Consider the following 24,504-nt stretch of genomic DNA (forward strand, 5'->3'; position numbering starts at 1 on the left):
GGGAAAACCGCTGGTCAGAGGCCATGAGTCGAGAGCGCCTCGGGAACTTCTCCTGCCGCTGCGGCGTTGAAGCAAGTGACAGTTCGAGCTGAGCACGAGCAGGAGGCCGCAAATGGCAAAAGCCACCACAAGCCGTATCGATTCCGATCTTGACGCCCAGAGTCCCGCCGCGGACCTGGTGCGCGTGTACCTGAACGGCATCGGTAAGACCGCTCTGCTCAACGCCGAGGACGAGGTGGAACTGGCCAAGCGCATCGAGGCCGGTCTGTACGCGGCTCACCTGCTGGAGACCAAGAAGCGACTCGGTGACAACCGCAAGCGTGACCTGGCCGCCATCGTCCGCGACGGCGAGGCCGCACGCCGGCATCTGCTCGAAGCCAACCTGCGCCTCGTGGTGTCGCTGGCCAAGCGCTACACCGGCCGCGGCATGCCGCTGCTGGACCTGATCCAGGAAGGCAACCTCGGCCTCATCCGCGCGATGGAGAAGTTCGACTACGCCAAGGGCTTCAAGTTCTCGACGTACGCCACCTGGTGGATTCGTCAGGCGATCACCCGCGGCATGGCCGACCAGAGCCGCACCATCCGGCTCCCCGTCCACCTGGTGGAGCAGGTCAACAAGCTCGCCCGCATCAAGCGCGAGATGCACCAGAGCCTGGGACGTGAGGCCACCGACGAAGAGCTCGCCGAAGAGTCGGGCATCCCGGTCGAGAAGATCAACGACCTGCTCGAGCACAGCCGCGACCCGGTGAGCCTGGACATGCCGGTCGGCACCGACGAGGAAGCCCCGCTCGGCGACTTCATCGAGGACTCCGAAGCGCTCTCCGCCGAGAACGCCGTCATCTCGGAGCTGCTGCACACCGACATCCGGCACGTGCTCGCCACCCTGGACGAGCGCGAGCAGCAGGTGATCCGCCTGCGGTTCGGCCTCGACGACGGTCAGCCCCGCACCCTGGACCAGATCGGCAAGCTGTTCGGCCTGTCCCGCGAGCGGGTCCGCCAGATCGAGCGCGAGGTCATGTCGAAGCTCCGCAACGGCGAGCGTGCCGAGCGCCTGCGGGCCTACGCGAGCTGATCGCCGCCACCCACAACTGCACACCCTGGTGCCCGCCGGAATACCCGGCGGGCACCGTTTTTTCCGGCCGGTCTGCCCGCCGTCGCCCGCCGGAGGAATCACAGCGTCGATCGGCCGTGGTGGATGCCTGTTGACCCGGCCAAACCGGTAAGCTGGGCACCGGCGGAGGCCTGGAGGAATTTGGCATGAACGATCTGATCGATACGACCGAGATGTACCTGCGGACGATCTACGACCTCGAAGAAGAGGGCGTGGTGCCGCTGCGTGCGCGCATTGCCGAACGACTCGAGCAGAGCGGCCCCACCGTCAGCCAGACGGTGTCGCGCATGGAGCGCGACGGGCTGCTGCACGTCGCCGGTGATCGCCACCTGGAACTGACCGACAAGGGCCGCGCGCTGGCGGTGTCGGTGATGCGCAAGCACCGGCTTGCCGAGCGCCTGCTGGTCGATGTGATCGGCCTGCCGTGGGAGGAAGTCCACGCCGAGGCGTGCCGCTGGGAACACGTGATGAGCGAGGACGTCGAACGCCGACTGGTCCAGGTGCTCGACAACCCGACCACGTCCCCGTTCGGTAACCCGATCCCCGGCCTCGCCGAACTCGGCGTCAGCTCGGCCGGCGACACCGACGTCAGCCTCGTCCGGCTCACCGAGCTGCCCACCGGATTCCCGGTCGCGGTCCGGGTGCGCCAGCTGACCGAACACGTCCAGGGCGACACCGAGCTGATCGCCCGGCTCAAGGACGCCGGCGTCGTGCCGAACGCGCGTGTCACGGTGCAGGCCACCGACCAGGGCAGCGTCCTGATCGTCATCCCCGGCCACGAACAGGTCGAGTTGCCCCATCACATGGCGCACGCCGTCCGCGTCGAGAAGGTCTGACCCGGGCGCCCACGAGGCTCACGCCGACCTGCCGAAGATGCGGCGTGGCGGCATCTGCACGCCGAGACGCTCGGCCAGCTTGTAGCCCGTCAGCGCCAACTCGCGAATCCGGTCCGGCCTCATGCCGGATTGCAGCGCGGCATCGAGCATGCCCGCCATCCGGTGCCCGCTGTCGACGTCCAGCGCGGCCTGCAATGCCACCCCGGCGAGCGGTCCGTCGCCACGGGCATACGCGCTGAACGCGAGCAACACCAACGCCTCCACCCGCCACGGCGCGGGCAAGGTGCGGGTCAGCGAGGCCCAGACCGACTCGGCCGCGGCCGCGCGCTCACCGACCGCCAAGGCGTACAGCGTGTCCCGCACCCGCGAATCCGTCACCGCACACGCCAGGCGCACCGCGTCGTCGTCGGGTAAGGGCGAGCCGTCCGGAGACCCGGTCGCACACGCCACCGCGTGCTCGATATCGGCGCGCGCCTCGGCGTCGGGGCGGCCACGGTAATCCACTGCGGCAGCACGCTTTTCGATCGCCGGCCGCAACGCTTCGGCACGCCGGGCGTCGGTGACGGCGACGACCTCGACGAGGTCCGCGCGCCGGGCGTAGAGACGCCGGCCGTCGAGCACCGCGGCCATGGTGACGGGCGACGATTCGGGGTCCTCGACAACGCCGGCGTTCCCGCAGCCGTCGGCGCACTGCCACCGGCCACCAGCCGCCACCCGGTCGACGACGTGCACCGCGAACAGCTCGATGCCGTGGTCGGCCAGCGCCTCCTCGAGTTCGTCGCTGACGTCGCGGTACATGTCCGCGCACATCGGGCAGTCGACGCTGTGTTCGTCGACGATCACCCCGATGGCCGCGTCCGCATCCGCCGCGGCAGCCATGTCCGCGAGATGGCCGAGGGCGTCGGGCAAGGCCTCGAAGAATCCTTCCGAGAGGTCCACGCGCAGGACCGCGCCCATCTCGCCGCCGATGATGGTGACGAGGACCAGTGACTTCTCCGGCGCGAACCCCAGGACCGCGGGCACTGCCGCGATCAGTGCGCCGGGCCGGTTCAGTTGAAAATCGAATGAGCTGAAAGTTGTCATGGCCTGAAGGTGGCAGCACGGTCCGTCAGGAATCGGCGGCCGACGCAGTGGGCGGGCGGGTCTGTGGATGAACTCGGATCTGTGGATAACGGGCCCCACTCGAGGTGTTTCCGCAAAGTTCGCCGGTGATCGGGCTGCGTGATCACCCGCGCCGTGCCAACCTGGCTGTCATGGGTTCCACGCAGGAGTTCGACCTCGTCGTCATCGGATCCGGCCCCGGTGGGCAGAAGGCCGCGATCGCCGCCGCCAAGCTGGGAAAATCCGTCGCAGTCATCGAGCGTGGACGCATGCTCGGCGGCGTCTGCGTGAACACCGGGACCATCCCGTCCAAGACGTTGCGTGAGGCGGTCGTCTACCTCACGGGGATGAGCCAGCGCGAACTGTACGGCTCCAGTTACCGGGTGAAGGAACGGATCACCCCTGCCGATCTGCTGCGCCGCACCACGCACGTCATCGGCCGGGAACAGGACGTGGTCCGTAACCAGCTCCTGCGCAACGGGGTCGAGCTGTTCGAAGGGCATGGCCGCTTCCTCGACCCGCACACCCTGGTCATCGAGGACCCCACCCGCGACGAGAACGTCAACATCCGGGCGCGGTATGTCGTCATCGCCACCGGCACCAAGCCCGTGCGGCCGGCCGGGGTGAAGTTCGACGAAGAACGTGTCCTGGACTCCGACGGGATCCTGGACCTCAAGAGTCTGCCGCAGTCGATGGTGGTGGTCGGCGCGGGCGTCATCGGTATCGAGTACGCGTCCATGTTCGCCGCGCTCGGCACCAAGGTGACCGTGATCGAGAAGCGCCCGACGATGCTGGACTTCTGCGATTCCGAGATCATCGAGTCCCTCAAATTCCACCTGCGCGACCTCGCGGTGACGTTCCGCTTCGGCGAAGAGGTGACCGCGGTGGACGTGGGTCCCGCCGGAACCTTGACCACGCTCGCCAGCGGCAAGCAGATCCCCGCCGAGACGGTGATGTACTCGGCCGGCCGGCAGGGGCAGACCGAGCACCTCGACGTCGCCCAGGCCGGGCTCGAGATCGACAGTCGCGGAAGGATTTTCGTCGACGACAACTACCAGACCAAGGTCGACCACATCTACGCCGTCGGCGACGTCATCGGCTTCCCGGCACTGGCCGCGACCTCGATGGACCAGGGCCGGCTGGCGGCGTACCACGCCTTCGGCGAGCCCTGTAAGGGCATGACCGACCTGCAGCCGATCGGCATCTACTCGATTCCCGAGGTGTCGTACGTCGGCGCCACCGAAGTCGATCTCACCGACAGCGCGGTTCCGTACGAGGTCGGGGTGTCGCGCTACCGGGAACTGGCCCGCGGACAGATCGCCGGCGACTCGTACGGAATGCTCAAACTCCTGGTGTCCACCGAGGACCTCGCGCTGCTCGGCGTGCACATCTTCGGCTCCAACGCCACCGAACTCGTCCACATCGGCCAGGCCGTGATGGGCTGCGGCGGGACCGTCGAGTACCTGGTCGACGCCGTCTTCAACTACCCGACCTTCTCCGAGGCCTACAAGGTCGCCGCGCTCGACGTGATGAACAAGCTGCGGGCGCTGAACCAGTTCAAGGTCTAGCTGCTGCAGCCGTCGTCGGGGGCGCCCGTGGCACGGTCGGCGGGTCCGCCCTCCTGGGCCCGCTGATAGAGCACCTGGATCTGCACATCGAAGGGCGACGAGTACGACAGGTCGTTGCCGCTGCAGCCACCGCCCTGCAAGCCGCCGACCACTCCCCTGACCTCGGCCGCAGACACCCACGGCGAGCCGCTGGTGCCGTCCACCAATCCCGGGCAGCGCAGCGCCGGGAACCCGCGGTCGGGGCGTGACGTCGGCCCGCTACAGCTGACCTGGCCCCCGCCGTCGCCCAGCGGGTATCCCGTCACCGTGATCGGAACATCCGGGCCCGGCGCGGTGCCGAGCACGAAGCCGCCGCCGGCGCGATGTTCCAGCGTCTCGGTCGTGGCCGCGCCGCCGTGGCTGACCCGGGCGATCGCGTAGTCGGCGGCCGGGTCCTGGCCATGCACCCAGCGCGGATCCAGGTAGACCGCGTCGATGTGCCAGAAGTCGCCGGGGACACCGCCGCGGTAACCAGGCGCGAACGTCGCGTCGAACGACGCATCCAGGCAGTGTGCGGCCGTGATGATCAGATTCCCGGCCAGCGAATCGAGCACCGCGCCACTGCAGGTGTGCACCGAATCGCTGCCCAGGAACACCGCTCCGACGCGCGGATCGGGACGGGGCTCCGGGACCGCTGCCGCACCCGCGGCGACCGTGCCGGCGTCCCCACCACGGGGATCGGCCTTGATCGTGGGCGGGCTGCACGCAGTGGCCAGCAGCGCGACGCACGCGCTCACGGCCAATCGGGTGCCCAGCATTTGTCCGATCTTGCCCGATACCAACTGCACGAGCAGCACCTGGTGCACCATGCGTACTGCGGCCCGACACCGGGAACAACACAAGAATGCGCGACACTTGTAAGAGACACATCCGGCGAGGTGTGGCACGCAGGACGGCAAGGAGTGTGAAGGTGAGCGAGCACGACGGGAACGCGCCCGACGCGAGCGGCCAGCGGCCCGACGACAGCCGGGGCCAGCAGTATCAGCCCGAGCAGAGCGGCATGTACGAGCTGGAGTTCCCCGCGCCCCAGCTATCGGCCGCCGACGGCCGCGGACCGGTGATGGTGCACGCCCTCGAAGGCTTCTCCGATGCCGGCCACGCCATCCGCCTGGCCGCCGAGCACCTGAAGAACACGCTGGACACCGAACTGGTCGCGTCGTTCGCCATCGACGAACTGCTCGATTACCGGTCGCGCCGGCCGCTGATGACGTTCACGACCGATCACTTCACCAAGTACGACGATCCCGAGCTGAACCTGTACGCGCTGCACGACACCGCCGGGACGCCGTTCCTGCTGCTGGCCGGCATGGAGCCGGATCTGCGCTGGGAACGTTTCATCACCGCGGTGCGGCTGCTCTCCGAGCGGCTCGGGGTCCGGCAGGTCATCGGGCTGGGTGCCATCCCGATGGCGGTCCCGCACACCCGCCCAGTCACCATGACCGCACACGCCGGCAACAAGGAACTGATCGCCGATCACACGCCGTGGGTGGGCGAGGTGCAGGTTCCGGCCAGTGTGTCGAACCTGTTGGAGTACAGGCTGATTCAGCACGGCCACGAAGCCCTGGGCTTCACCGTGCATGTGCCGCACTACCTGGCGCAGACCGCGTATCCGCCCGCCGCGGAAGCGTTGCTGGGTGAGGTCTCCCGGATCGCGTCGCTGCAGATTCCGCTGCACGAGCTGTCCGAGGCGGGCGCCGAGGTGTACACCAAGATCAGCGAGCAGGTGGAGGCCAGCGCCGAAGTCGCTCAAGTGGTCAGTGCACTGGAACAACAGTACGATTCGTTCGTCGCTGCTCAGGAAAATCGGTCGTTGCTGGCACGTGACGAGGAACTACCCAGCGGCGACGAGCTCGGCGCACAGTTCGAGCAGTTCCTCGCCGAACAGTCCGGCGATGGGTTCTCCGATCCCCAGGCCGGCGACGACGGCACTGTCGGCGACTGACCACGCGGTCGGCTTGGCCGACACGATGGGAAGGAGCTGGGACGATGTCCGACGGGAAGCCCAACCTGCACTCGGTGCGTGACGTGACGCCGCGGCTGGAGTACCGCACCATCCACGGCTACCGGCGAGCCTTCCGGATAGCAGGTTCCGGGCCGGCGATCCTGCTGATCCACGGCATCGGCGACAACTCCACCACGTGGGAAACCGTGCAGACGCGCCTCGCCCAGCGATTCACCGTCATCGCTCCGGACCTGCTCGGCCACGGCCAGTCCGACAAGCCGCGCGCCGACTACTCGGTGGCGGCGTACGCCAACGGCATGCGGGACCTGCTCAGCGTGCTGGACATCGAACGCGTGACGGTCGTCGGCCATTCCCTGGGCGGCGGCGTGGCCATGCAGTTCGCCTACCAGTTCCCGCAGTTGATCGATCGCCTGGTGCTGGTCGGCGCCGGCGGTGTCACCCGCGACGTGAACATCGCACTGCGGCTCGCGGCGCTGCCGTTGGGCACCGAAGCGCTGGCACTGTTGCGGATTCCGTTGGTGCTGCCCGCACTTCAGCTCGCCGGGCGTCTCGGCGGTGCGCTCCTCGGGTCGACCGGTCTGGGACACGACCTGCCGAACATGCTGCGGATCCTCAACGACCTGCCCGAGCCCAAGGCCTCGTCTGCCTTCGCGCGGACCCTGCGTGCCGTTGTCGACTGGCGCGGCCAGGTGGTCACGATGCTGGACCGATGTTATTTGACCGAAGCCATTCCGGTGCAATTGGTTTGGGGCACCCAGGATGCCGTCATCCCGGCCGCGCATGGCGAACTGGCCCACGCCGCGATGCCGGGTTCCCGGCTCGAGTTCTTCGACAATTCAGGACATTTCCCGTTTCACGACGACCCCGACCGGTTCGTGAAACTCATCGAGGAGTTCATCGACACGACCGCGCCGTCCGTCTACGACCGTGACGCCCTGCGCGGCCTTCTTCAGGCCGGCGTCACAACAAAGACGATGGACGCCTCGGTCGATATGAAAGCCGCGGTGTTCGACGCGATGGAGACCGACGAGCGCAGCGCGACCTAGTGTCCGTCGGCCGACGACGTGACGCCGCGGTGCGCGCGCAGCGCCTCGATTTCCCGTTCGAAGTCCTCAGCGGACGAGAATGAACGGTACACCGAAGCGAACCGCAGATAGGCGACCTCATCGAGGTCACGCAGCGGACCGAGGATCGCCAACCCGACCTCATGGCTGGGCACTTCGGGAGATCCGGTGGCCCGCACCGCATCTTCGACCTTCTGTGCCAACAGGTTCAGGGCATCGTCGTCGACCTGCCGCCCCTGGCAGGCGCGCCGTACGCCCTTGATCACCTTGTCCCGGCTGAACGGTTCGGTGACGCCGCTACGTTTGACCACCGCAACGACTGCGGTCTCCACCGTGGTGAACCGGCGCCCGCACTCCGGGCATGACCGGCGACGCCGAATCGCCTGCCCTTCATCAGCTTCTCGTGAATCGACCACACGCGAGTTCGGATGCCGGCAGAACGGACAGTGCATCACCGCTCCTTCGCCGCACCGACAATCGACCGTTTCGAACGGTCTCGAGCCTACCCGTGCCGCTCGGACGCGGCCGGGCGCCGTGCCGATCGAGGTGCGCACGGGCCGTCCTCAGCCGACCGGCGCGATCAGCGTCTGCCCGGCATTCAGGGCCACCGACGGCAGCTTGTTCAGTTCCTTGATGCGGTCGACGACGGCGCTGACCGGCGCATCGGGCGCCACCCGCCGGGCGACCTGCTGGATCGACTCCCCGGTCTGCACCCGGACCACCGCGAGCTGCGCGGGCACGGAGGCCGCCGAAGAGGTCGGCTGGACAGCTTCACCGAACTGTGCGACCAGACCCAGCCACACCGTGATCCCGGCTGCGACGAGGGCCAGCAGCACCGTGGTCAACGGCGTGATCGGGTTGCGGCGGTGTGAGGCGCGGGAGGTCAGGACGCCGGTGCCCCGATGGCGGAAGGCCGCGCCCGCGGGACGGGAGCCGGCCGGACGCAGCCGGGCCTGGCGGTGCCGATTGACATCTCCACGCCGAGGCACGGTGCGGACGACGACGTCGGTCGGGTATTCGCGGGTGATGACGGTCATGTCGGTTCCTCTCAGCAGTTCGTACATAGGTTCGATCGCTCTTGTGTTCGACTATATCGCCCAAATGTTCGAACGGTAGAACATGTGATCGAACTGTTGCGAACGATACGACGACCCACCGACAAGTTCCGTTCCCCGACTCCGCCGCCCCTTTCGCGACGTCACGACCGGATCCGCCCGCGACACGCCGAGCCACCCGATCTCGAACACATGTTTGATGAATCGTGCGCACTGGGCTAGATTCGTCTCCATGAGCGACAGCACCGTTACCCCGGACGCCCAGCCAGGCGGACGGTCCAGCAGCCTCACCGAGCGCCAGCGGACCATCCTCGACGTCATCCGCACCTCGGTCACCACGCGCGGCTACCCCCCCAGCATCCGGGAGATCGGCGACGCCGTCGGGCTCACCTCGACCTCGTCGGTGGCCCACCAGCTGCGCACGCTGGAGAAGAAGGGCTATCTGCGCCGCGACCCGAACCGCCCGCGCGCCGTGGACGTGCGCGGCGCGGACGACTCGACCGGCGCCACCATCACCACCGACGTCGCCGGTTCGGACGCACTGCCCGAGCCGACCTTCGTCCCGGTGCTCGGCCGGATCGCCGCCGGTGGCCCGATCCTGGCCGAAGAGGCCGTCGAGGACGTCTTCCCGCTCCCCCGCGAACTCGTGGGCGAGGGCTCGCTGTTCCTGCTGAAGGTGGTCGGCGAGTCGATGATCGACGCCGCGATCTGCGACGGCGACTGGGTCGTCGTGCGGCAGCAGAACGTGGCCGACAACGGGGACATCGTCGCGGCGATGATCGACGGTGAGGCCACGGTGAAGACCTTCAAGCGCACGAAGGGCCAGGTGTGGCTGATGCCGCACAACCCGGCGTTCGATCCGATCCCGGGCAACGACGCGGTCGTGCTCGGCAAGGTCGTGACCGTCATCCGCAAGATCTGACGCCCGCCGGACCTACAGATGAGCCCCGCTGCAGTCGCTCGCAGCGGGGCTCAGTCGTGACTCACGTCAGCCGCGGATGAACCCGTTGGTGACCGCGAATTCCTCACTGGCAAACCAGATTTGGACGGGCGCTTCGTCATATCCGGGGGACCCCGGCACCCAGTACAAACCCGACTCCGTATTGGCCTTGATGCCGTAGCCCTCGGGCGGCTCCGCACCCGTGGCAACGCGGAACGACATCTGCGCGGTCTCGGGCTCCTCGGCCCCCAGCGCGTGGTGCCTGCCGCTGGCCGGGCCGGCCACCACGGCCTCCTCGGCCGGCGTCGCGATCGCCGGCGTCGCGATCGCCGGCGGCTCGTCCACCGGCGCTTCCACAGGCGATTCGGCAGCCGGTTCCACTGCCGGCACGTCCTCCGCCTCGGCCTCGGCGATCTGCTCCTGCGGCTCGGGCGCACCCTCGTCAGCCGCCCGCTCGCCGGCGTCCCGGGGCCGCAGACCCGCGAAGCCCGCCAACCCGGCCGCCGTCAGGCCCGCTGCCGCACCACCGCGACGCAGGGCCTCGGGAAGCTGCACCGACGTCGTCGGCTCGTCGGCGGACTCGTCGTCTTCCGGCTCCGACTCGGTGGGCTCACTGGGCTCGGCCGCGTCCACCGGTTGGGCCTCGGCTTCGGCCTGTGCCTCGAACTCGTCGTCGGCCGGCTCATCCGCCTCATCCGCGGCAGGCTCGGCCGCGGGCTGTCCGGCCGTGAAATCGGGGTACACCGTCGGCGCGGTGTCGATGACGTCCGGGTTGCTCTGGAACTCGGGTCCCCCGTGCGGGCCGTCGAAATGCTGGTCCTCGGCCGGGTACTCGTCGCCGTACTCGCTGTCGGCGCCGCCGTCCGCATACTGCGGGTCGCCGTACTCCCCGTCGCCGAACTCGTGGTCGTCGTAGTCGTACGCGTCCTGGTCGTCGACGGCGTCCTGGCCGGCACTCCGCCGGCGTCGCAGCAGCGCCGCGATCACGATGCCGACCACCACCAGCAACAGCGGGATGATCGCCAGCAGCCACCACCAGTGGAACTGGTACCACTTGCCGGACTCGTCGGCCTGCGAGGTCACGCCACCCGGCAGATCGACGCTGGGCACCTGCAGGCCGCCCAACTGCGACGCCAGCTCGGCCGGCTCGGTGCTGAACGCCCGGGTGGACTTGTTCCACGAGATCGACCCGCCGCTGAACTTCTGGCTGACGACGTCGCCGTTGACCGTCTGGTCGGCGGTCGGTGCGCCGAGCTTGCCGGTGGCGCCGCCGAGCTTGTCCCACGCCGCGTTCATCGCGCCGCGGACGACGAACGCGCCGTGCTCGGGCGTCCAGAAGATCGCCGGGTTGTCGGCGGCGGCGAAGGTAGCGATCCGGCTCTTCGGCGCAATGCCGCCGTCGGTCTCGTTGCTCGCGGGGAATCCGAGATCGCCCTGCGGTCCGCCGGCTGCGCGGTACTTGGCCAGCACATCGCCGGTGATCGCGTGCGCACCGGTCGCCGGCGAATAGAAGATGGTGCCGCCGGCGAAGTTCTGCGCCACGCCGTCGCCGACCTTGTACTGGGCGCCCTGCTCGTCCCCGAGGGTGCCCTGCGGGCCGCCGGCCGCGCGGCGCGCCGCGGCGATGGCCGTCGTCGCGTCGCCCGGCACGTCCACCCCGGTCAGCTGGCCGGCCAGGTCGGCCGGCGTGGTGGTGAACGTCTTGGTCTTGGCGTTCCAGCTCACCTCACCGCCGGTGAAGGGCTGGGTGACGACGTCACCTTTCCAGGACTCGTCGGCCGTGGGCACACCGAGGGTGCCCGCCGAACCGCCGAGCTTGTCCCAGGCCGCGTTGATGGCACCGCGCACCACCCAGGCGCCGTTGTCGGGCGTCCAGAAGATCACCGGCTTGTCGGCGGCGCTGAACGTGCTGTTCCGGCTGTCGGTGGCCTTGCCGGCACCCTCGTCGATGGTCGGGAAGCCGAGATCGCTGTCCGCGGCGCCGCCCAGCGCCTGATATTTGTCGAGAATCGCGCCGTAGATGAGGTGGGCGCCGGTGCTCTCGCTGAAATAGATCTTGCCGCCCGCGAAGTTCTGCGCAAAGCCCGCGCCGACCTGGTAAACGTCACCGTCCTTGGCGCCCAGCTCACCTGTGTCACCGCCCGCGGCATCCCACGTGTGGGATATCGCCGCGTCGGCGTCGCTTTCCGGTGTCGCGTATGCCGTCGGAGCCATGAGCAATGCCACCGCGACAGAAAGGGCCCAGACACCAGCCCATCCGCCGCGGGTTCGCAGCCCGGTCATCGAATTCCTCCCGCGGTCGGCAAAACTCCGGATACAAATTCCGTCAGACAAACTCTCTTGATTGAGAGATTCTGTCAACTTTGCTTCAGTTCATGCCCATCGTGCGGGATATCGGGCAGTGACGCACCAGTGTGTCGCGGTTCGATATGCAAATAAATTCGCGCGGCAATTAGTTAAACGCCCAATCCGCGGCCGATGATCTCCTTCATGATCTCGGTGGTTCCGCCGTAGATGGTCTGGATCCGCGAGTCCAGGAATGCCCGGGCAATGGGATATTCGCGCATATACCCGTAGCCACCGTGCAGCTGCAGACACCGGTCGACCAGACGGACCTGCGCCTCTGTCGAATACCATTTGGCCATCGCCGCCTGGTCGATTGTCAGCTTTCGATCGAGATGCAGGCGAATGAACTCGTCGACCATGATTCGCACCGCGGTGGCCTCCGTCGCCAGTTCCGCCAACACGAATCGGCTGTTCTGGAAGCTGCCGATCGGCTTGCCGAACGCTTTACGCTCCTTGGCGTATTGCAATGTCGATTCCAGAACGGCCTCCATCGCGGCGGCTGCCATCACGGCGATGGAAATGCGCTCCTGGGGCAGGTTCTGCATCAGATACACGAATCCCATGCCCTCGGCCCCGAGCAGGTTCTCGGCCGGAACTCTGACGTCGGTGAACGACAATTCCGCGGTGTCCTGCGCGTCGAGGCCGATCTTGTCGAGATGACGGCCGCGCTCGAAACCCGCCATGCCGCGCTCGACAACGAACAGGCTGAAGCCCTGCGCGCCCTTGTCGGGGTCGGTGCACGCCACCACGATCACGAGGTCGGCATGAATGCCGTTGGTGATGAACGTCTTCGAGCCGTTGAGGACCCAGTGGTCACCGTCCTTGACCGCGCGGGTCTTGATGCCCTGCAGGTCACTGCCGGTGCCCGGTTCGGTCATGGCGATGGCGCAGATCAGTTCACCGCTGCAGAATCCGGGCAGCCAGCGCTGCTTCTGCTCGTCGTTGGCCAACTCCAGCAGGTACGGCGCGATGACGTCGTTCTGCAGCGTGAAGCCCAGGCCGCTGTGCCGTCCCGCCGCGGTCTCCTCGCTGACGATGACGTTGTAGCGGAAGTCCGGGTTCCCGCCACCGCCGTACTCCTCCGGTACGGCCATGCCGAGAAAGCCCTGCTTACCCGCCTCGCGCCAGACCTCGCGGTCGACGATCTTGGCCTTCTCCCATTCCTCGCGGTAGGGCTCGGCGTGCCGGTCGAGGAACGCGCGGTAGGACTCCCGGAACAGCTCGTGCTCGGGTTCGAACAACGTGCGGTCGTACTTGATGACACCCATGCGAGACCTCCGGTACTGGATAAGTTTGCAACAACTTATCCCAACCGGACGGTTGGTTGTGAGCGGGCCCACACCCGGCGCGTCGCCGGGCACGAACTACCGAGACTGGCTACGTCCCGACTGCGAACGGCCGGCCTGCGAACGACCCGACTGCGACTGCGAACGTCCTGCCTGCGAACGGCCAGGAGCCTGCAGACCGCCTGTGCTGCGGCGGCGACGACGCTGCGCCTGTCCCGCCGTCGCGGTCTTGGCCGGACGGTTGCCGCCGCGAGGCGCGGGCGCCTCCTTGGGTGCCGGCGCGCGGTACGGCGCGATCTCGCCGACCAGTGCCTGCACCGGCGCTGAATCGGCGACGACTTCCTGCGGCCGGGCCGTGATGCCGGCCTTGCGCAGCAGCTGCTGGGCGTCCTTGCGCTGCTCGGGCAGCACGACGGTCACGACATCGCCGGCGCTGCCGGCGCGGGCGGTGCGTCCCGAGCGGTGCAGGTAGGCCTTGTGCTCGGCCGGCGGATCGACGTGGACGACGAGCTCGACCTCGTCGACGTGCACGCCGCGCGCGGCGATGTCGGTGGCGACGAGCACGCGCGCCTCGCCCGAGCTGAACGCGGCCAGGTTGCGATCACGCGCCGGCTGCGACAGGTTGCCGTGCAGGTCGACCGACGGCACGCCGGCCTCGGTGAGCTGCCGGGCCAGCTTGCGGGCCTGGTGCTTGGTGCGCATGAACAGGATGCGGCGGCCGGTGCCCGACGCCAGTCGCTGCACCAGGTCGCGCTTCTCGGCCGCACCGGCGACGTGGAACACGTGGTGCGTCATGGCCGGCGGCGGCGCGTCGATCTCGTCGACAGAGTGAGTGATCGGGTCGGACAGGAAGCGCCGCACCAGCTTGTCGACGCCGTTGTCGAGCGTCGCGGAGAACAGCATGCGCTGCCCGCCGGCGGGCGTGGCCGCCAGAATCCGGGTGACGCCCGGCAGGAAGCCGAGGTCGGCCATGTGGTCAGCCTCGTCCAGCACGGTGACCTGCACGGCGTCGAGGCTCACCAGCTTCTGCTTCATGAGGTCTTCGAGACGGCCCGGGCAGGCGATGACGATATCCACGCCGCCGCGCAGCGCGTCGACCTGGCGGTTCTGCGACACGCCACCGAAGATGGTGGTCACCTTCAGTCCGACGGCGGTGGCCAGCGGTTCGACGGTCGCGGCGATCTGGGTCGCCAGTTCGCGCGTCGGGGCGAGCACCAGACCGGTGGGACGCGACGGGTGCCGCGCGGCGCCGGCCAGCCGGGCCACGAGCGGAATGGAGAAGGCCAGCGTCTTGCCACTGCCCGTGCGGCCGCGGCCGAGCACATCCCGGCCCGCGAGGGTGTCGGGCAGCGTGCTGATCTGGATCGGGAACGGCGCAGCGATGCCGCGGCCGGCGAGCGAGGCGACGAGCGCCTCGGGAACGCCGAGCTCGGCGAACGACGATGATTGTTCTGCGGACATGAAGGGACACAGCCTTTCCGGCACGGGGGGTCGACAATGCCGGCGGCAGTATCGGTCGCCGCGAGAAATGCTGGTGCAGAGGGAACTGAAGGCTCTCAGCCGTTCCACGACGTGATCAGCGGGCGCGTCCGGTATGGGTGCGCAGCCGATGTTGTTCAAAGCTTAGTGCCGAACGACTCGCACCGTTGACGACCACAGGCAGCCCCGCCCCTCCCGCGCAGCGAAAGACCTTGCCCCACAGGCGGTATGGCTACGGTGTGATTTCACCCACGGTCAGTCGGTACGGCCGTACCGAAGAATCGACACGGTCGACAAATTTTCGGCAAACGCCGGGTACCGGCCAGGCCACAGTGCGACGATGCGAAACGGGTGCCGATGACCGGGGTCGGCGACGTCGAAAGGGGGCGAGGGATGCGCACATTCGGACGCACCATCCCCGCAGCCGCAGCCGTGATGCTGACGGTGCTGAGCACCGTTCTGCTGGGCGTGGTTTCCATGGTGACCGCCGCGTTCACCCTCGCCGCGACCGCCCTGATCGTCCCGGGCACCGGCACGCCGAATGCCAACATCGTGGCCGGTTACCGCGAGAACTCCGACAACTACTACATCGCACCGTTCAACCCGTTGTGCACTCAGCCGACCTGCACGCTGAAAGGCATCAACTATCCCGCCCAGTTCTGGCCGATCCCCCTGCCCGGCTGGGGTGGACTGTCCGGCGCCAAGTGGAACGACTCGACGGGCCAGGGCATCCAAGCGCTGGATACGGCGCTACAGCTGGCCCTGCCGACAGCGACGCCCCAGAATCCCGTCATCATCTTCGGCTACTCCCAGGGCGGCAACATCGTCAGCCGGGAGAAGTCCACACTCGGCGGCCTGACCCAGGCACAGAAGGACGCACTGGCGTTCGTCATGATCGGCAACACCAACCGGCCCAACGGCGGCCTGTTCGAACGGCTGGCGCTCCTCGGCACGGTGCCGATCTGGGACGTCACCTTCGGCCTGCCGGCACCCACCAACACCGGTATCAAGACCACCGACATCGCGTTCGAGTACGACGGCGTCGCCGACTTCCCGCTGTACCCGATCAACCTGCTCGCCGACCTCAACGCCATCGCCGGTTTCTGGTACGTCCACGGCACCTACCTGGCGCCGAACGCGAACAGCGACGTCGGCGAAATCCCCGACCTCGAATACACGGCTCCGGAACTGAACGCCGCGCTCACCGATCCGAAGAATCAGACCGTGTACGGCGACACCACCTACATCACCATCCCGACCAAGACCCTGCCGATCGTCCGGCCGTTCCTGGAATTCGGCGGCTTCACCCACACCAGCTTCATCATCAAGCCGATCGTCGATCTGGTCTCCCCCGTGCTCCGCGTGCTCATCGACACCGGCTACGACCGCAGCCTCAGCCCGGGCGTCCCGGCGCCGTTCCGGCTGATCCCGCTGCTCAACCCCATCACGCTGACCGTGGACCTGATCAACGCGGCGGGCCAGGGCGTCAAGGCCGCGATCAGCGACATCACCGGCGGCAAGGTGCAGCTTCCGATCGCCGCGACCACTCCGGCCCCGACGCCGACGACGGTGGCGGCCCGCAACGCGTCGAGCACGCCGACGGCGGTGTCCGCCACACCGACCGGTGACACCAAGCTCGCGCCCGCCACCGCCCCGAAGCTGTCGACGACCTCGGATCCCAAGGACACCGACACCAAGGACACCGATACCAAGGGCACCGACACCAAGACCCCGGATACGAAGACACCCGATACCAAGGTGACCGACCCCAAGACCACCGACACGACCGGCCCGAAGCAGGATCCGAAGCCCGGCACCGACCCGACCTCCGATCAGGGCCCGGCCAAGGACGGTCAGACCTCTGCCACCGACAAGGGCGGCGAGAAGTCCGGCGACAAGACCACCGACAAGACCGGAGACAAGGCCAAGAAGCCGAAGAAGGACAAGAAGGTCAAGACCCCCAAGGCCGTGAAGCCGGCCGCCGAGAAGGCCGACAAGCCGGCCAAGGCTGCCGCCTGAACTAGGCGGTGACGAACTCGCCGAGGCTGGCGGCCAGCGCCATCGGCACCCAGCCCTTGATCCGGGTGCCGTCGGCGGTGTGCTCGGTGGCCTCGACGCGGCCCTCCGCGTGCACGCGCGCCACGAGGTCGCCCCGCTCGTAGGGAATGGTCACATCGACGGCCGCGTCGGTCGGCTCGACGAGCTCGCACATGCGCAGCCGCAGCCGGTCCAGACCTTCACCGGTGTGCGCTGACACGAACACGGCGTCCGGCAACGCGCGCCGCAGGTGGGCGAGCGCCAGGTCGCCGGCGGCGTCGATCTTGTTGACCACCAACAACTCACGTGGAGCAGCGATGTCGTACTCGGCGACGACTTCCCCGACGACCTTGCGCACCGCGTTGATCTGCGCCAGCGGATCGGCATCGGAGCCGTCGACGACGTGGACGAGCAGGTCGGCGTCGACGACCTCCTCCAGCGTCGACCGGAACGCCTCGACCAGCTGAGTCGGCAGGTGCCGGACGAATCCGACGGTGTCGGTCAGCGTGAAGGGCCGGCCGTCGTCCAACTGGCCACGGCGCGTGGTGGGTTCGAGGGTGGCGAACAGCGCGTTCTGCACCAGCACGCCGGCGCCGGTGAGGGCGTTGAGCAGGCTGGACTTGCCGGCGTTGGTGTAGCCGACGATCGCGACGGACGGGGTGTCACTGGCCCGGCGGCTGTGCCGCTGGGTGTCGCGGATCTTCTTCATGTCCTTGATCTCGCGGCGCAGCTTCGACATCCGCTCGCGGATGCGTCGCCGGTCGGTCTCGATCTTGGTTTCACCGGGACCACGCGTACCCACACCGCCACCGGCACCACCGGCACGACCACCGGCCTGCCGGGACATGGACTCACCCCAGCCGCGCAGTCGCGGCAGCATGTACTCCATCTGGGCCAGCGACACCTGGGCCTTGCCCTCGCGGCTGGTGGCGTGCTGGGCGAAGATGTCGAGGATCAGCGCCGTGCGGTCGATGACCTTGACCTTCACCACCTTTTCCAGCGAGTTCAGCTGCGCGGGGCTCAGTTCACCGTCGCAGATGACGGTGTCGGCGCCGGTGGCGAGCACGATCTCCCGCAGCTCCTGGGCCTTGCCGGAGCCGATGTAGGTCGAGGCGTCGGGTTTGTCGCGGCGCTGGATGAGGCCTTCGAGGACCTCGGAGCCGGCGGTCTCGGCGAGGGCGGCGAGTTCGGCCAGGCTGTTGTCGGCGTCGGCCGACGTGCCGTCGGTCCACACGCCGACCAGCACCACGCGTTCGAGGCGCAGCTGGCGGTATTCGACTTCGGAGATGTCGGCCAGTTCGGTCGACAGACCGGCAACGCGGCGCAGTGCCGCACGGTCTTCGAGGGCTAGTTCACCGACGCTGGGTGTTTCGGGATAGGTCATAGGTAGTTATCGATGGTGCCCGCAAAGTCAGCGGGCCGCATCTGAATTTCCTTCGTTCTCGTGCCACCATTCGGCGGCCAGTTCACCGTGCGCCAGCAGCACCGACGGCCCGCGCAGGAAGCTGGTGTCCGCGGTGATGGTCACGTTGACCTCACCGCCGGGGATCACCACCCGCAGGGTGCCGGTGTCCGCGCCGGTGTGGTTCAGTGCTGCCAACGTGGCAGCGACGGTTCCGGTTCCGCAGGAGCGGGTTTCGCCCACCCCGCGCTCGTGCACCCGCATGGCCACCACCCCGTTGGCGGGCGCGGTCAGCACCTCGACGTTGACGCCCTCGGGGAACTGGTCGGCGTCGAAGGACACCGGCGCCGCGACGTCCAGTGCGGTGAGCCCGGCCATGTTCAGCGACGGATCGACGCAGGCCAGGTGCGGATTGCCGACGTCGACGGCCAAGCCCTCGAAGGTGCGGCCGGCGATGACCGCCTTACCGTGCCCGAACGAACGGGCCTTGCCCATCTCGACGGTGACCTCGGCGTTGACGGCGTCGGCGCCGTGCAGGACCACCGGACGCGGCCCGGCCAGAGAGCCGACGACGAATTCGTCGCGGTGTTCGAGCCCGGAGGCGCGCAGGTAGTGCGCGAAGACGCGGACGCCGTTGCCGCACATCTGGGCGATGGAGCCGTCGGCGTTGCGGTAGTCCATGTACCAGTCGTCGGCGGCGACGCCGTCGGGAAGCCGGTCGAACACGCCGGCTTCCTGCGCGGCCCCCGCCTTGGTGACCCGCAGCAGGCCGTCGGCCCCCAGTCCGCGGCGCCGGTCGCACAGCGCGGCGATGACCGAGGGGGTCAGCTTCAGTTCGGCGTCGACGTCGGGCAGCACCACGAAGTCGTTCTGGGTGCCGTGCCCTTTCGAAAACCGCACAGCTTCAGGATACGTGGCGCCACCGACGGATGGTCTCGGCCGCATTGGCCCCGCTGTCCGAGGCGTCCCCCGGAAGCCAGACGATCCGGTGATCGCGGCGGAACCAGGACCGCTGGCGCCGTACGTAGCGCCGGGTGCCGATGAATGTGCGTTCCTGCGCCTCGGCCAGGGCGGCCGCGTCGCCGCCGGCGTCCAGCGCCGTCAGCACCTGCGCGTAGCCCAGGGCCCGGGCCGCCGTCACCCCGTCGCGCAGGCCGCGGGCGCGCAGGGCGACGACCTCGTCGACCAGCCCGGAGGCGAACATCAGGTCGGTCCGACGCTGCAGCCGGTCATCGAGAACCTCTGTGTCCCAATCCAATCCGACGATGAGGGTGTCCCAGCGCGGGTCCCCGATCTGTGGCGCCGAGGCCGCGAACGGCCGGCCGGTGAGTTCGACGACCTCCAGCGCCCGCACGATGCGCCGACCGTCGGTGTTCAGGATCGACGCGGCGGCCTCGGGATCGACGCGCGCCAGCTCGCTGTGCAGGGCCGTGACCCCGACCTCGGCCAGCCGGTCCTCCCACCGGGCCCGCACCGCGGGATCGGTCGCCGGGAACGACCATTCGTCGAGCAGTGCCTGGATGTACATCATCGATCCGCCGACGATCACCGGCACGGCGCCGCGCGCGGCGATGTCCTCGATGTCGGCCGCGGCGGCCGCCTGGTACTTCGCGACGGTCGCGTTGTCGGTGACCTCGAGGACGTCGAGCTGATGGTGGACGATGCCGCGCCGCTCGGGCACCGTCAGCTTGGCGGTGCCGATGTCCATGCCGCGGTAGAGCTGCATGGCGTCGGCGTTCACGATCTCGCCGCCCAGCTGTTCGGCGAGGTCGAGTCCCAGGGCCGACTTGCCGCTTCCGGTGGGGCCGACAACCGCGATGGGCCTCACTGCGGGGTCCAGGTGCCGACGAAGTAGCCGACGCCGTAGGGCGCGCCGCGGTACAGCTCGGTGGCTTTCGGGTCCGGTCCGGCCAGCCCGGCCAGCACCTGGTAGGCGACGCGGCCGAGTGCGCCGGACAGGCCGGCGATCGTGGCGACGTCGCCGGTGCCCAGCGCCTCGTCCCACTGTGCTTGTCGCGCAACCGAATCCGGATCGAAGCCGCCGGGCGCCGCGGCGGTCAGGGTGTTCGCGCCGTCGGCAACCACGAGCACGCCGACGGGGTCAGCGGCCGATTCCAGCTCGGCGCGCAAGGCACGACCGCGCTCCAGCGCGATGTCCGGAGCCAGGTCGTCGGCGAAAACCCGCACGTCGACCGTCGCTCCCGCGGTCACATTCCCCCGCACCCAGCCGGCGATCAGCGCGCACAGCGGCAGTGGTCGTACCTCACCGGACGAGTCCGGCGTGAACGTGACCCGGACGTCGGCGCCGTAACCGGCGAAGGTGCCGACCGCGTCGGAGGACACCCGGTCGTCGCCCGGACCGACGCCGATCACCACCCAACGCGCCGGAAGGTCCTGTGCCGCGCACCGCACCGCGGCCGTCAGGTCGGCCAGTTCGACCGCCGCGCCGGACGCCAGTTCAGGCACCAGAATGGGGGCCGACGGGACGATGGCGATATGTGTCAGGCCGGCGCTACGCACGCGTCCACGCTAACGAGTCCGGCAAACGCCTGCGCAGACGGCGGGTCGACCTGTTTGAATAGCGTGCGAGTACCAGATGACGGCGCCGCGTCGCGCGGCAGAAGCGTGGGTCACCCACGCGCGGGCATGAGGAGCACGAGATGACCACCACCGAACCCGGCAACACCCCGAAACCGACTCCTCGGCCCGGTCCGCCGCGCCCCGGTCCCAAACCGAGCGCCATCCCGCACCATCCTCCGGCCCCACCGGTGGCCGCCCCGCCGACGTGCGATCCGCACCGCTTCGGCCGCGTCGACGACGACGGCACGGTGTGGCTGATCACCGCCGCCGGCGAGCGCAAGATCGCGTCGTGGCAGGCGGGCGACGCCGAGGCCGCGTACGCCCACTTCGGCCGCCGCTACGACGATCTGAGCACCGAGGTGGCGCTGCTGGAGCACCGGCTCGGCAGCGGCAGCGGCGACGCCCGCAAGATCAAGTCGGCCGCCGCGACGCTGCTGGAATCGCTGCCGGAGGCCTCGGTACTGGGCGATGTCGATGCCCTGACCGCCCGGCTGACCACGATCGTCGAGCAGGCCGGCGCCAGCGCGCAGGAGGAGCGGGCCAAGCGCGACGAGCACCGGGCCGCCCAGACCGCCCGCAAGGAAGCCCTGGCCGCCGAGGCCGAGGAGATCGGCGCCAACTCCACGCAGTGGAAGGCCAGCGGCGACCGGCTGCGCGCGATCCTCGACGAGTGGCGGACCATCACCGGCCTGGACCGCAAGGTCGACGACGCGTTGTGGAAGCGCTACTCGGCGGCCCGCGAGGCGTTCAACCGACGCCGGGGCTCGCACTTCGCCGAGCTCGATCGCGAGCGCGTCGGCGTGCGACAGGCCAAGGAGGCGCTGTGTGAGCGCGCCGAAGCGCTGTCCAGCTCGACTGACTGGGGCGCCACCGCCGCGACGTTCCGCGATCTGCTGACGCAGTGGAAGGCCGCGGGCCGCGCCGCCAAGGACGTCGACGACGCCCTGTGGAAGCGGTTCAAGGCCGCCCAGGACACGTTCTTCAGCGCCCGCAACGCGGTCAACGCCGAGAAGGACGCCGAGTTCAACGCCAACGCCGACGCCAAGGCCGAGCTGCTGGCCGAGGCCGAGAAGATCGACATCAGCGATGTCGACGCCGCACGCGCGGCATTCCGGGCCATCGGCGACAAGTGGGACGCCATCGGCAAGGCCTCGCGCGACCGCACCGCGGAGTTGGAGCGCCGGCTGCGGGCCGTCGAGAAGAAGATCCGCGACGCCGCACAGAGCGGCTGGAGCGACCCGGAGGCGCAGGCCCGGGCCGACCAGTTCCGCGAGCGCGCCGAGCAGTTCGAGCGTCAGGCCGAGAAGGCCGAGGCCGCCGGCAAGACGAAGGATGCCGAGAAGGCGCGGGCCAGTGCGGCGCAGTGGCGTGAGTGGGCCGACGCGGCTTCCGCCGCGATCAAGAAGTAGGTTCGTCCGGGCCGTCGAGCAGCCCGCGTTTCTGCTGCTCGGCGGTGGACTCGCGGCGCTGCGCCTCGGCGGCCAGCTGCACCGCGGTGCGTGACCACACCACGCGGGCCCAGTGGAACGTCAGCAGGATGACGGCGATCCACGCCAGGTAGAGCCCGAATCCGGGTCCCGGATACGGCTTGACGACGGTGTTGCGCGACCAGATGGCGAGCATGCCGAGGAAGCACGACACGGCGGAGCCGGCCAGCGCGATCCAGGCCAGGCCCCAGCGGCGGGTCAGCAGCGCCAGCATCGAGAAGCCGACGCTGAACACCAGGATCAGCCAGACGAACACGCGCGACGGCAGCAGGATCTTCGCGTCGAGGGCGACCTGATCGCCGAGCAAGACGTCGAAGCCCTTGACGCCGCCGGTGTGCGGCAGCACGAACGACAGCAGGATCACGAACACGCAGATCGCCACGACCATGGCGCGGCCGCCCGGATCGATCTCCCGGGCGATGCGCTGTTCGGCGGCGTCGATGTCGCCTTTGAATTCCTCGAATTCACCGTTCGAGCCGCCGGTCGGCTGTTCGGGCTTGGTGTCGTTCATCGTGAACATCCCTGCTCTACGGGCGTGACGGGGGGCGCGCCGATCTGCGGCATGCCCAGCCCGACGCCGGTGGTGGGTTTGCGGCCCGCGGCATGCGCGTCGCCCGCGCGGGTGCGGCGGTGACTGATGATCGGCGCATCGGCGATCAGGTGGTGCGGCGCGGCACCGGTGACGGTCGTGGTGACGATGTCGCCGGGACGGATGTCGGCAGCCCGATTGTCGCCGAAGCCCGGGGTGAAGTGCACCAGGCGGCCGTCGCGCGCCCGGCCCGACATTCTCTCGGTGGCCGAATCCTTGCGGCCTTCGCCGGTGGCCACCAGCAGCTCCACCTCCCGGCCGACCTGCGCCAGATTCTCCTCCCAGGAGATGCGCTCCTGCAGCTCGATGAGCCGCATATAGCGTTCGGAGACAACCTCTTTGGGGAGTTGGTCGGGCAGCTCGGCGGCCGGGGTGCCGGGCCGCTTGGAGTACTGGAACGTGAAGGCGCTGGAGAACCGGGCGCGTTCGACGACGTCGAGCGTGGCCTGGAAATCCTCTTCGGTCTCCCCCGGGAACCCGACGATGATGTCGGTGGTGATGGCCGCGTGCGGGATCGCGGCGCGCACCCGCTCGATGATGCCGAGATACTTCTCGGCCCGGTAGGAGCGGCGCATCTCCTTGAGGATGCGGTCCGATCCCGACTGCAGCGGCATGTGCAGCGTCGGGCAGACGTTCGGGGTGGCCGCCATGGCTTCGATGACGTCGTCGGTGAACTCGGCGGGGTGCGGCGAGGTGAACCGGACCCGCTCGAGGCCCTCGATGTCGCCGCAGGCGCGCAGCAGTTTGGCGAACGCGCCGCGATCGCGCTCGATGTCGGTCCAGGCATCCGGGTTCTCGCGGAGCCGCTCATCCTGCGAGAACGAGACGCCGTACGCGTTGACGTTCTGGCCCAGCAGCGTGATCTCCAGGACGCCCTGGTCCACGAGGGACTTCACCTCGGCGAGGATGTCGCCCGGACGCCGGTCGACCTCCTTGCCGCGCAGCGACGGCACGATGCAGAACGTGCAGGTGTTGTTGCAGCCCACCGAGATGGAAACCCAAGCAGCATAAGAGGATTCGCGCGTGGCCGGCAGGGCCGAGGGGAATTCCTGCAGGGCCTCGACGATCTCGACCTGGGCTTCGCGGTTGTGGCGGGCGCGTTCCAGCAGCACCGGCAGCGAGCCGATGTTGTGCGTGCCGAACACCACGTCGACCCACGGCGCCTTGCTCAGCACCGCGTCACGGTCCTTCTGCGCCAGGCAGCCGCCGACGGCGATCTGCATGTTCGGGTCGGTCTGCTTACGCGGCGCCAGGTGGCTGATGTTGCCGTAGAGCTTGTTGTCGGCGTTCTCGCGCACCGCGCAGGTGTTGAAGACCACGACGTCGGCGTCGTCGCCGTCCTCGGCACGCCGGTAACCGGCGTCCTCGAGCAGGCCGGCGAGCCGCTCGGAATCGTGGACGTTCATCTGACACCCATAGGTGCGGACCTGGTAGGTGCGTCCCGCGCCGGAACCCGTAGCGGACTCCGTGGCGTCAGCTTCCACGTCCGGAGTCGCTGTCGAAATCACGTGCCAATCGTACGGGCGGCGCGGTTTATACCAAATTTGCCGAAGGGTTTCCGGGTTTCTGTGACTGATCCGCGCGCCGAGGCTTACCTGGGTAGTGTCTGTGCGCATGGTCA

Annotated in this window: 21 protein-coding genes; 8 read left to right on the top strand and 13 right to left on the bottom strand. The window is 68.7% G+C overall.

The genetic code is table 11. The features are described from left to right. The first annotated feature begins 112 nt into the window (after positions 1-112). Both BR47_RS0100740 and BR47_RS0100745 read left to right on the top strand, forming a co-directional pair. Positions 113-1,072, top strand: coding sequence for a sigma-70 family RNA polymerase sigma factor (locus tag BR47_RS0100740; protein ID WP_020101848.1), 960 nt, complete (start codon positions 113-115; stop codon positions 1,070-1,072). 185 nt (positions 1,073-1,257) lie between these two features. Continuing rightward, positions 1,258-1,947: an iron-dependent transcriptional repressor DtxR gene (locus tag BR47_RS0100745; RefSeq protein WP_020101849.1), complete on the top strand. Its 690-nt coding sequence runs from the start codon at positions 1,258-1,260 to the stop codon at positions 1,945-1,947. Positions 1,948-1,965: 18 nt separating this feature from the next. Here the strand turns inward: BR47_RS0100745 and BR47_RS0100750 are convergent, their stop codons facing one another. Then, positions 1,966-3,030 (bottom strand): DUF4192 domain-containing protein, encoded by a 1,065-nt coding sequence (locus BR47_RS0100750; protein WP_029118281.1) that lies wholly within the window; start codon positions 3,028-3,030, stop codon positions 1,966-1,968. Between the two features lie 170 nt (positions 3,031-3,200). Between BR47_RS0100750 and sthA the strand changes: the two genes are divergently transcribed. Beyond that, the gene (gene sthA, locus BR47_RS0100755) at positions 3,201-4,616 is read left to right on the top strand and encodes a Si-specific NAD(P)(+) transhydrogenase (protein WP_029118282.1); all 1,416 of its coding nucleotides are present in this window, start codon (positions 3,201-3,203) and stop codon (positions 4,614-4,616) included. On the opposite strand, the gene BR47_RS0100760 is transcribed toward sthA, so the two are convergent. Further along, entirely contained in the window at positions 4,613-5,464 is an 852-nt protein-coding gene (locus BR47_RS0100760) for a trypsin-like serine peptidase (RefSeq protein ID WP_029118283.1), read from the bottom strand. The genes sthA and BR47_RS0100760 overlap by 4 nt on opposite strands. A 191-nt stretch (positions 5,465-5,655) precedes the next feature. Between BR47_RS0100760 and BR47_RS0100765 the strand changes: the two genes are divergently transcribed. Both BR47_RS0100765 and BR47_RS0100770 read left to right on the top strand, forming a co-directional pair. Next, entirely contained in the window at positions 5,656-6,597 is a 942-nt protein-coding gene (locus BR47_RS0100765; RefSeq protein ID WP_051128516.1) for a proteasome assembly chaperone family protein, read from the top strand. Between the two features lie 44 nt (positions 6,598-6,641). Next, a complete protein-coding gene (locus BR47_RS0100770; protein WP_029118284.1) occupies positions 6,642-7,664 on the top strand; it encodes an alpha/beta fold hydrolase in 1,023 nt (340 codons plus the stop codon). Here the strand turns inward: BR47_RS0100770 and nrdR are convergent. Beyond that, complete coding sequence (gene nrdR / locus BR47_RS0100775) at positions 7,661-8,134, bottom strand: transcriptional regulator NrdR (RefSeq protein WP_029105324.1); 474 nt, start codon at positions 8,132-8,134, stop codon at positions 7,661-7,663. The two genes, BR47_RS0100770 and nrdR, sit on opposite strands and share 4 nt — an antisense overlap. A gap of 111 nt (positions 8,135-8,245) precedes the next feature. Beyond that, positions 8,246-8,719 carry a LysM peptidoglycan-binding domain-containing protein gene (locus BR47_RS0100780; protein ID WP_029118285.1) on the bottom strand — a complete coding sequence of 158 codons (474 nt, stop codon included), beginning with the start codon at positions 8,717-8,719 and terminating at the stop codon, positions 8,246-8,248. A gap of 250 nt (positions 8,720-8,969) precedes the next feature. Here BR47_RS0100780 and lexA point away from each other — a divergent pair, with 250 nt between their 5' ends. Next, on the top strand, positions 8,970-9,659 hold the full coding sequence (lexA, locus tag BR47_RS0100790; RefSeq protein ID WP_029118287.1) for a transcriptional repressor LexA: 690 nt from the start codon (positions 8,970-8,972) through the stop codon (positions 9,657-9,659). Between the two features lie 66 nt (positions 9,660-9,725). Here lexA and BR47_RS0100795 read toward each other — a convergent pair whose 3' ends face one another. From BR47_RS0100795 to BR47_RS0100805, 3 genes are all read right to left on the bottom strand, one after another. Then, positions 9,726-11,960: a sunset domain-containing protein gene (locus tag BR47_RS0100795; RefSeq protein ID WP_029118288.1), complete on the bottom strand. Its 2,235-nt coding sequence runs from the start codon at positions 11,958-11,960 to the stop codon at positions 9,726-9,728. 173 nt (positions 11,961-12,133) lie between these two features. Then, positions 12,134-13,291 (bottom strand): acyl-CoA dehydrogenase family protein, encoded by a 1,158-nt coding sequence (locus BR47_RS0100800; RefSeq protein WP_029118289.1) that lies wholly within the window; start codon positions 13,289-13,291, stop codon positions 12,134-12,136. A gap of 96 nt (positions 13,292-13,387) precedes the next feature. Continuing rightward, positions 13,388-14,770: a DEAD/DEAH box helicase gene (locus tag BR47_RS0100805; protein WP_020101860.1), complete on the bottom strand. Its 1,383-nt coding sequence runs from the start codon at positions 14,768-14,770 to the stop codon at positions 13,388-13,390. A gap of 411 nt (positions 14,771-15,181) precedes the next feature. Here BR47_RS0100805 and BR47_RS29400 point away from each other — a divergent pair, with 411 nt between their 5' ends. After that, the gene (locus BR47_RS29400; protein ID WP_051634541.1) at positions 15,182-16,807 is read left to right on the top strand and encodes a PE-PPE domain-containing protein; all 1,626 of its coding nucleotides are present in this window, start codon (positions 15,182-15,184) and stop codon (positions 16,805-16,807) included. 1 nt (position 16,808) lies between these two features. On the opposite strand, the gene hflX is transcribed toward BR47_RS29400, so the two are convergent. From hflX to BR47_RS0100830, 4 genes are read right to left on the bottom strand one after another with little or no spacing between them, the layout of a single operon-like run. After that, complete coding sequence (hflX, locus tag BR47_RS0100815; RefSeq protein WP_020101862.1) at positions 16,809-18,209, bottom strand: GTPase HflX; 1,401 nt, start codon at positions 18,207-18,209, stop codon at positions 16,809-16,811. A 27-nt stretch (positions 18,210-18,236) separates the two neighbouring features. Continuing rightward, positions 18,237-19,127 (bottom strand): diaminopimelate epimerase, encoded by an 891-nt coding sequence (dapF, locus tag BR47_RS0100820; RefSeq protein ID WP_029118290.1) that lies wholly within the window; start codon positions 19,125-19,127, stop codon positions 18,237-18,239. A 4-nt stretch (positions 19,128-19,131) separates the two neighbouring features. Further along, a complete protein-coding gene (gene miaA, locus BR47_RS0100825) occupies positions 19,132-20,055 on the bottom strand; it encodes a tRNA (adenosine(37)-N6)-dimethylallyltransferase MiaA (RefSeq protein WP_029118291.1) in 924 nt (307 codons plus the stop codon). Further along, a complete protein-coding gene (locus BR47_RS0100830; protein ID WP_029118292.1) occupies positions 20,052-20,747 on the bottom strand; it encodes a class III extradiol ring-cleavage dioxygenase family protein in 696 nt (231 codons plus the stop codon). Before BR47_RS0100830 ends, miaA begins: the two co-directional genes overlap by 4 nt. A 140-nt stretch (positions 20,748-20,887) precedes the next feature. Between BR47_RS0100830 and BR47_RS0100835 the strand changes: the two genes are divergently transcribed. After that, positions 20,888-22,216: a DUF349 domain-containing protein gene (locus BR47_RS0100835; protein WP_029118293.1), complete on the top strand. Its 1,329-nt coding sequence runs from the start codon at positions 20,888-20,890 to the stop codon at positions 22,214-22,216. On the opposite strand, the gene BR47_RS0100840 is transcribed toward BR47_RS0100835, so the two are convergent. Together BR47_RS0100840 and miaB are read right to left on the bottom strand one after the other, a co-directional pair. Further along, positions 22,206-22,814, bottom strand: coding sequence for an Rv2732c family membrane protein (locus BR47_RS0100840; protein ID WP_029118294.1), 609 nt, complete (start codon positions 22,812-22,814; stop codon positions 22,206-22,208). The two genes, BR47_RS0100835 and BR47_RS0100840, sit on opposite strands and share 11 nt — an antisense overlap. Beyond that, entirely contained in the window at positions 22,802-24,367 is a 1,566-nt protein-coding gene (miaB, locus tag BR47_RS0100845) for a tRNA (N6-isopentenyl adenosine(37)-C2)-methylthiotransferase MiaB (RefSeq protein ID WP_029118295.1), read from the bottom strand. Before miaB ends, BR47_RS0100840 begins: the two co-directional genes overlap by 13 nt. Positions 24,368-24,504: the final 137 nt, after the last annotated feature.

This window comes from Mycobacterium sp. UNC410CL29Cvi84 (assembly GCF_000686745.1).
GTDB classification, from domain to species: Bacteria; Actinomycetota; Actinomycetes; order Mycobacteriales; family Mycobacteriaceae; genus Mycobacterium; species Mycobacterium mucogenicum_B.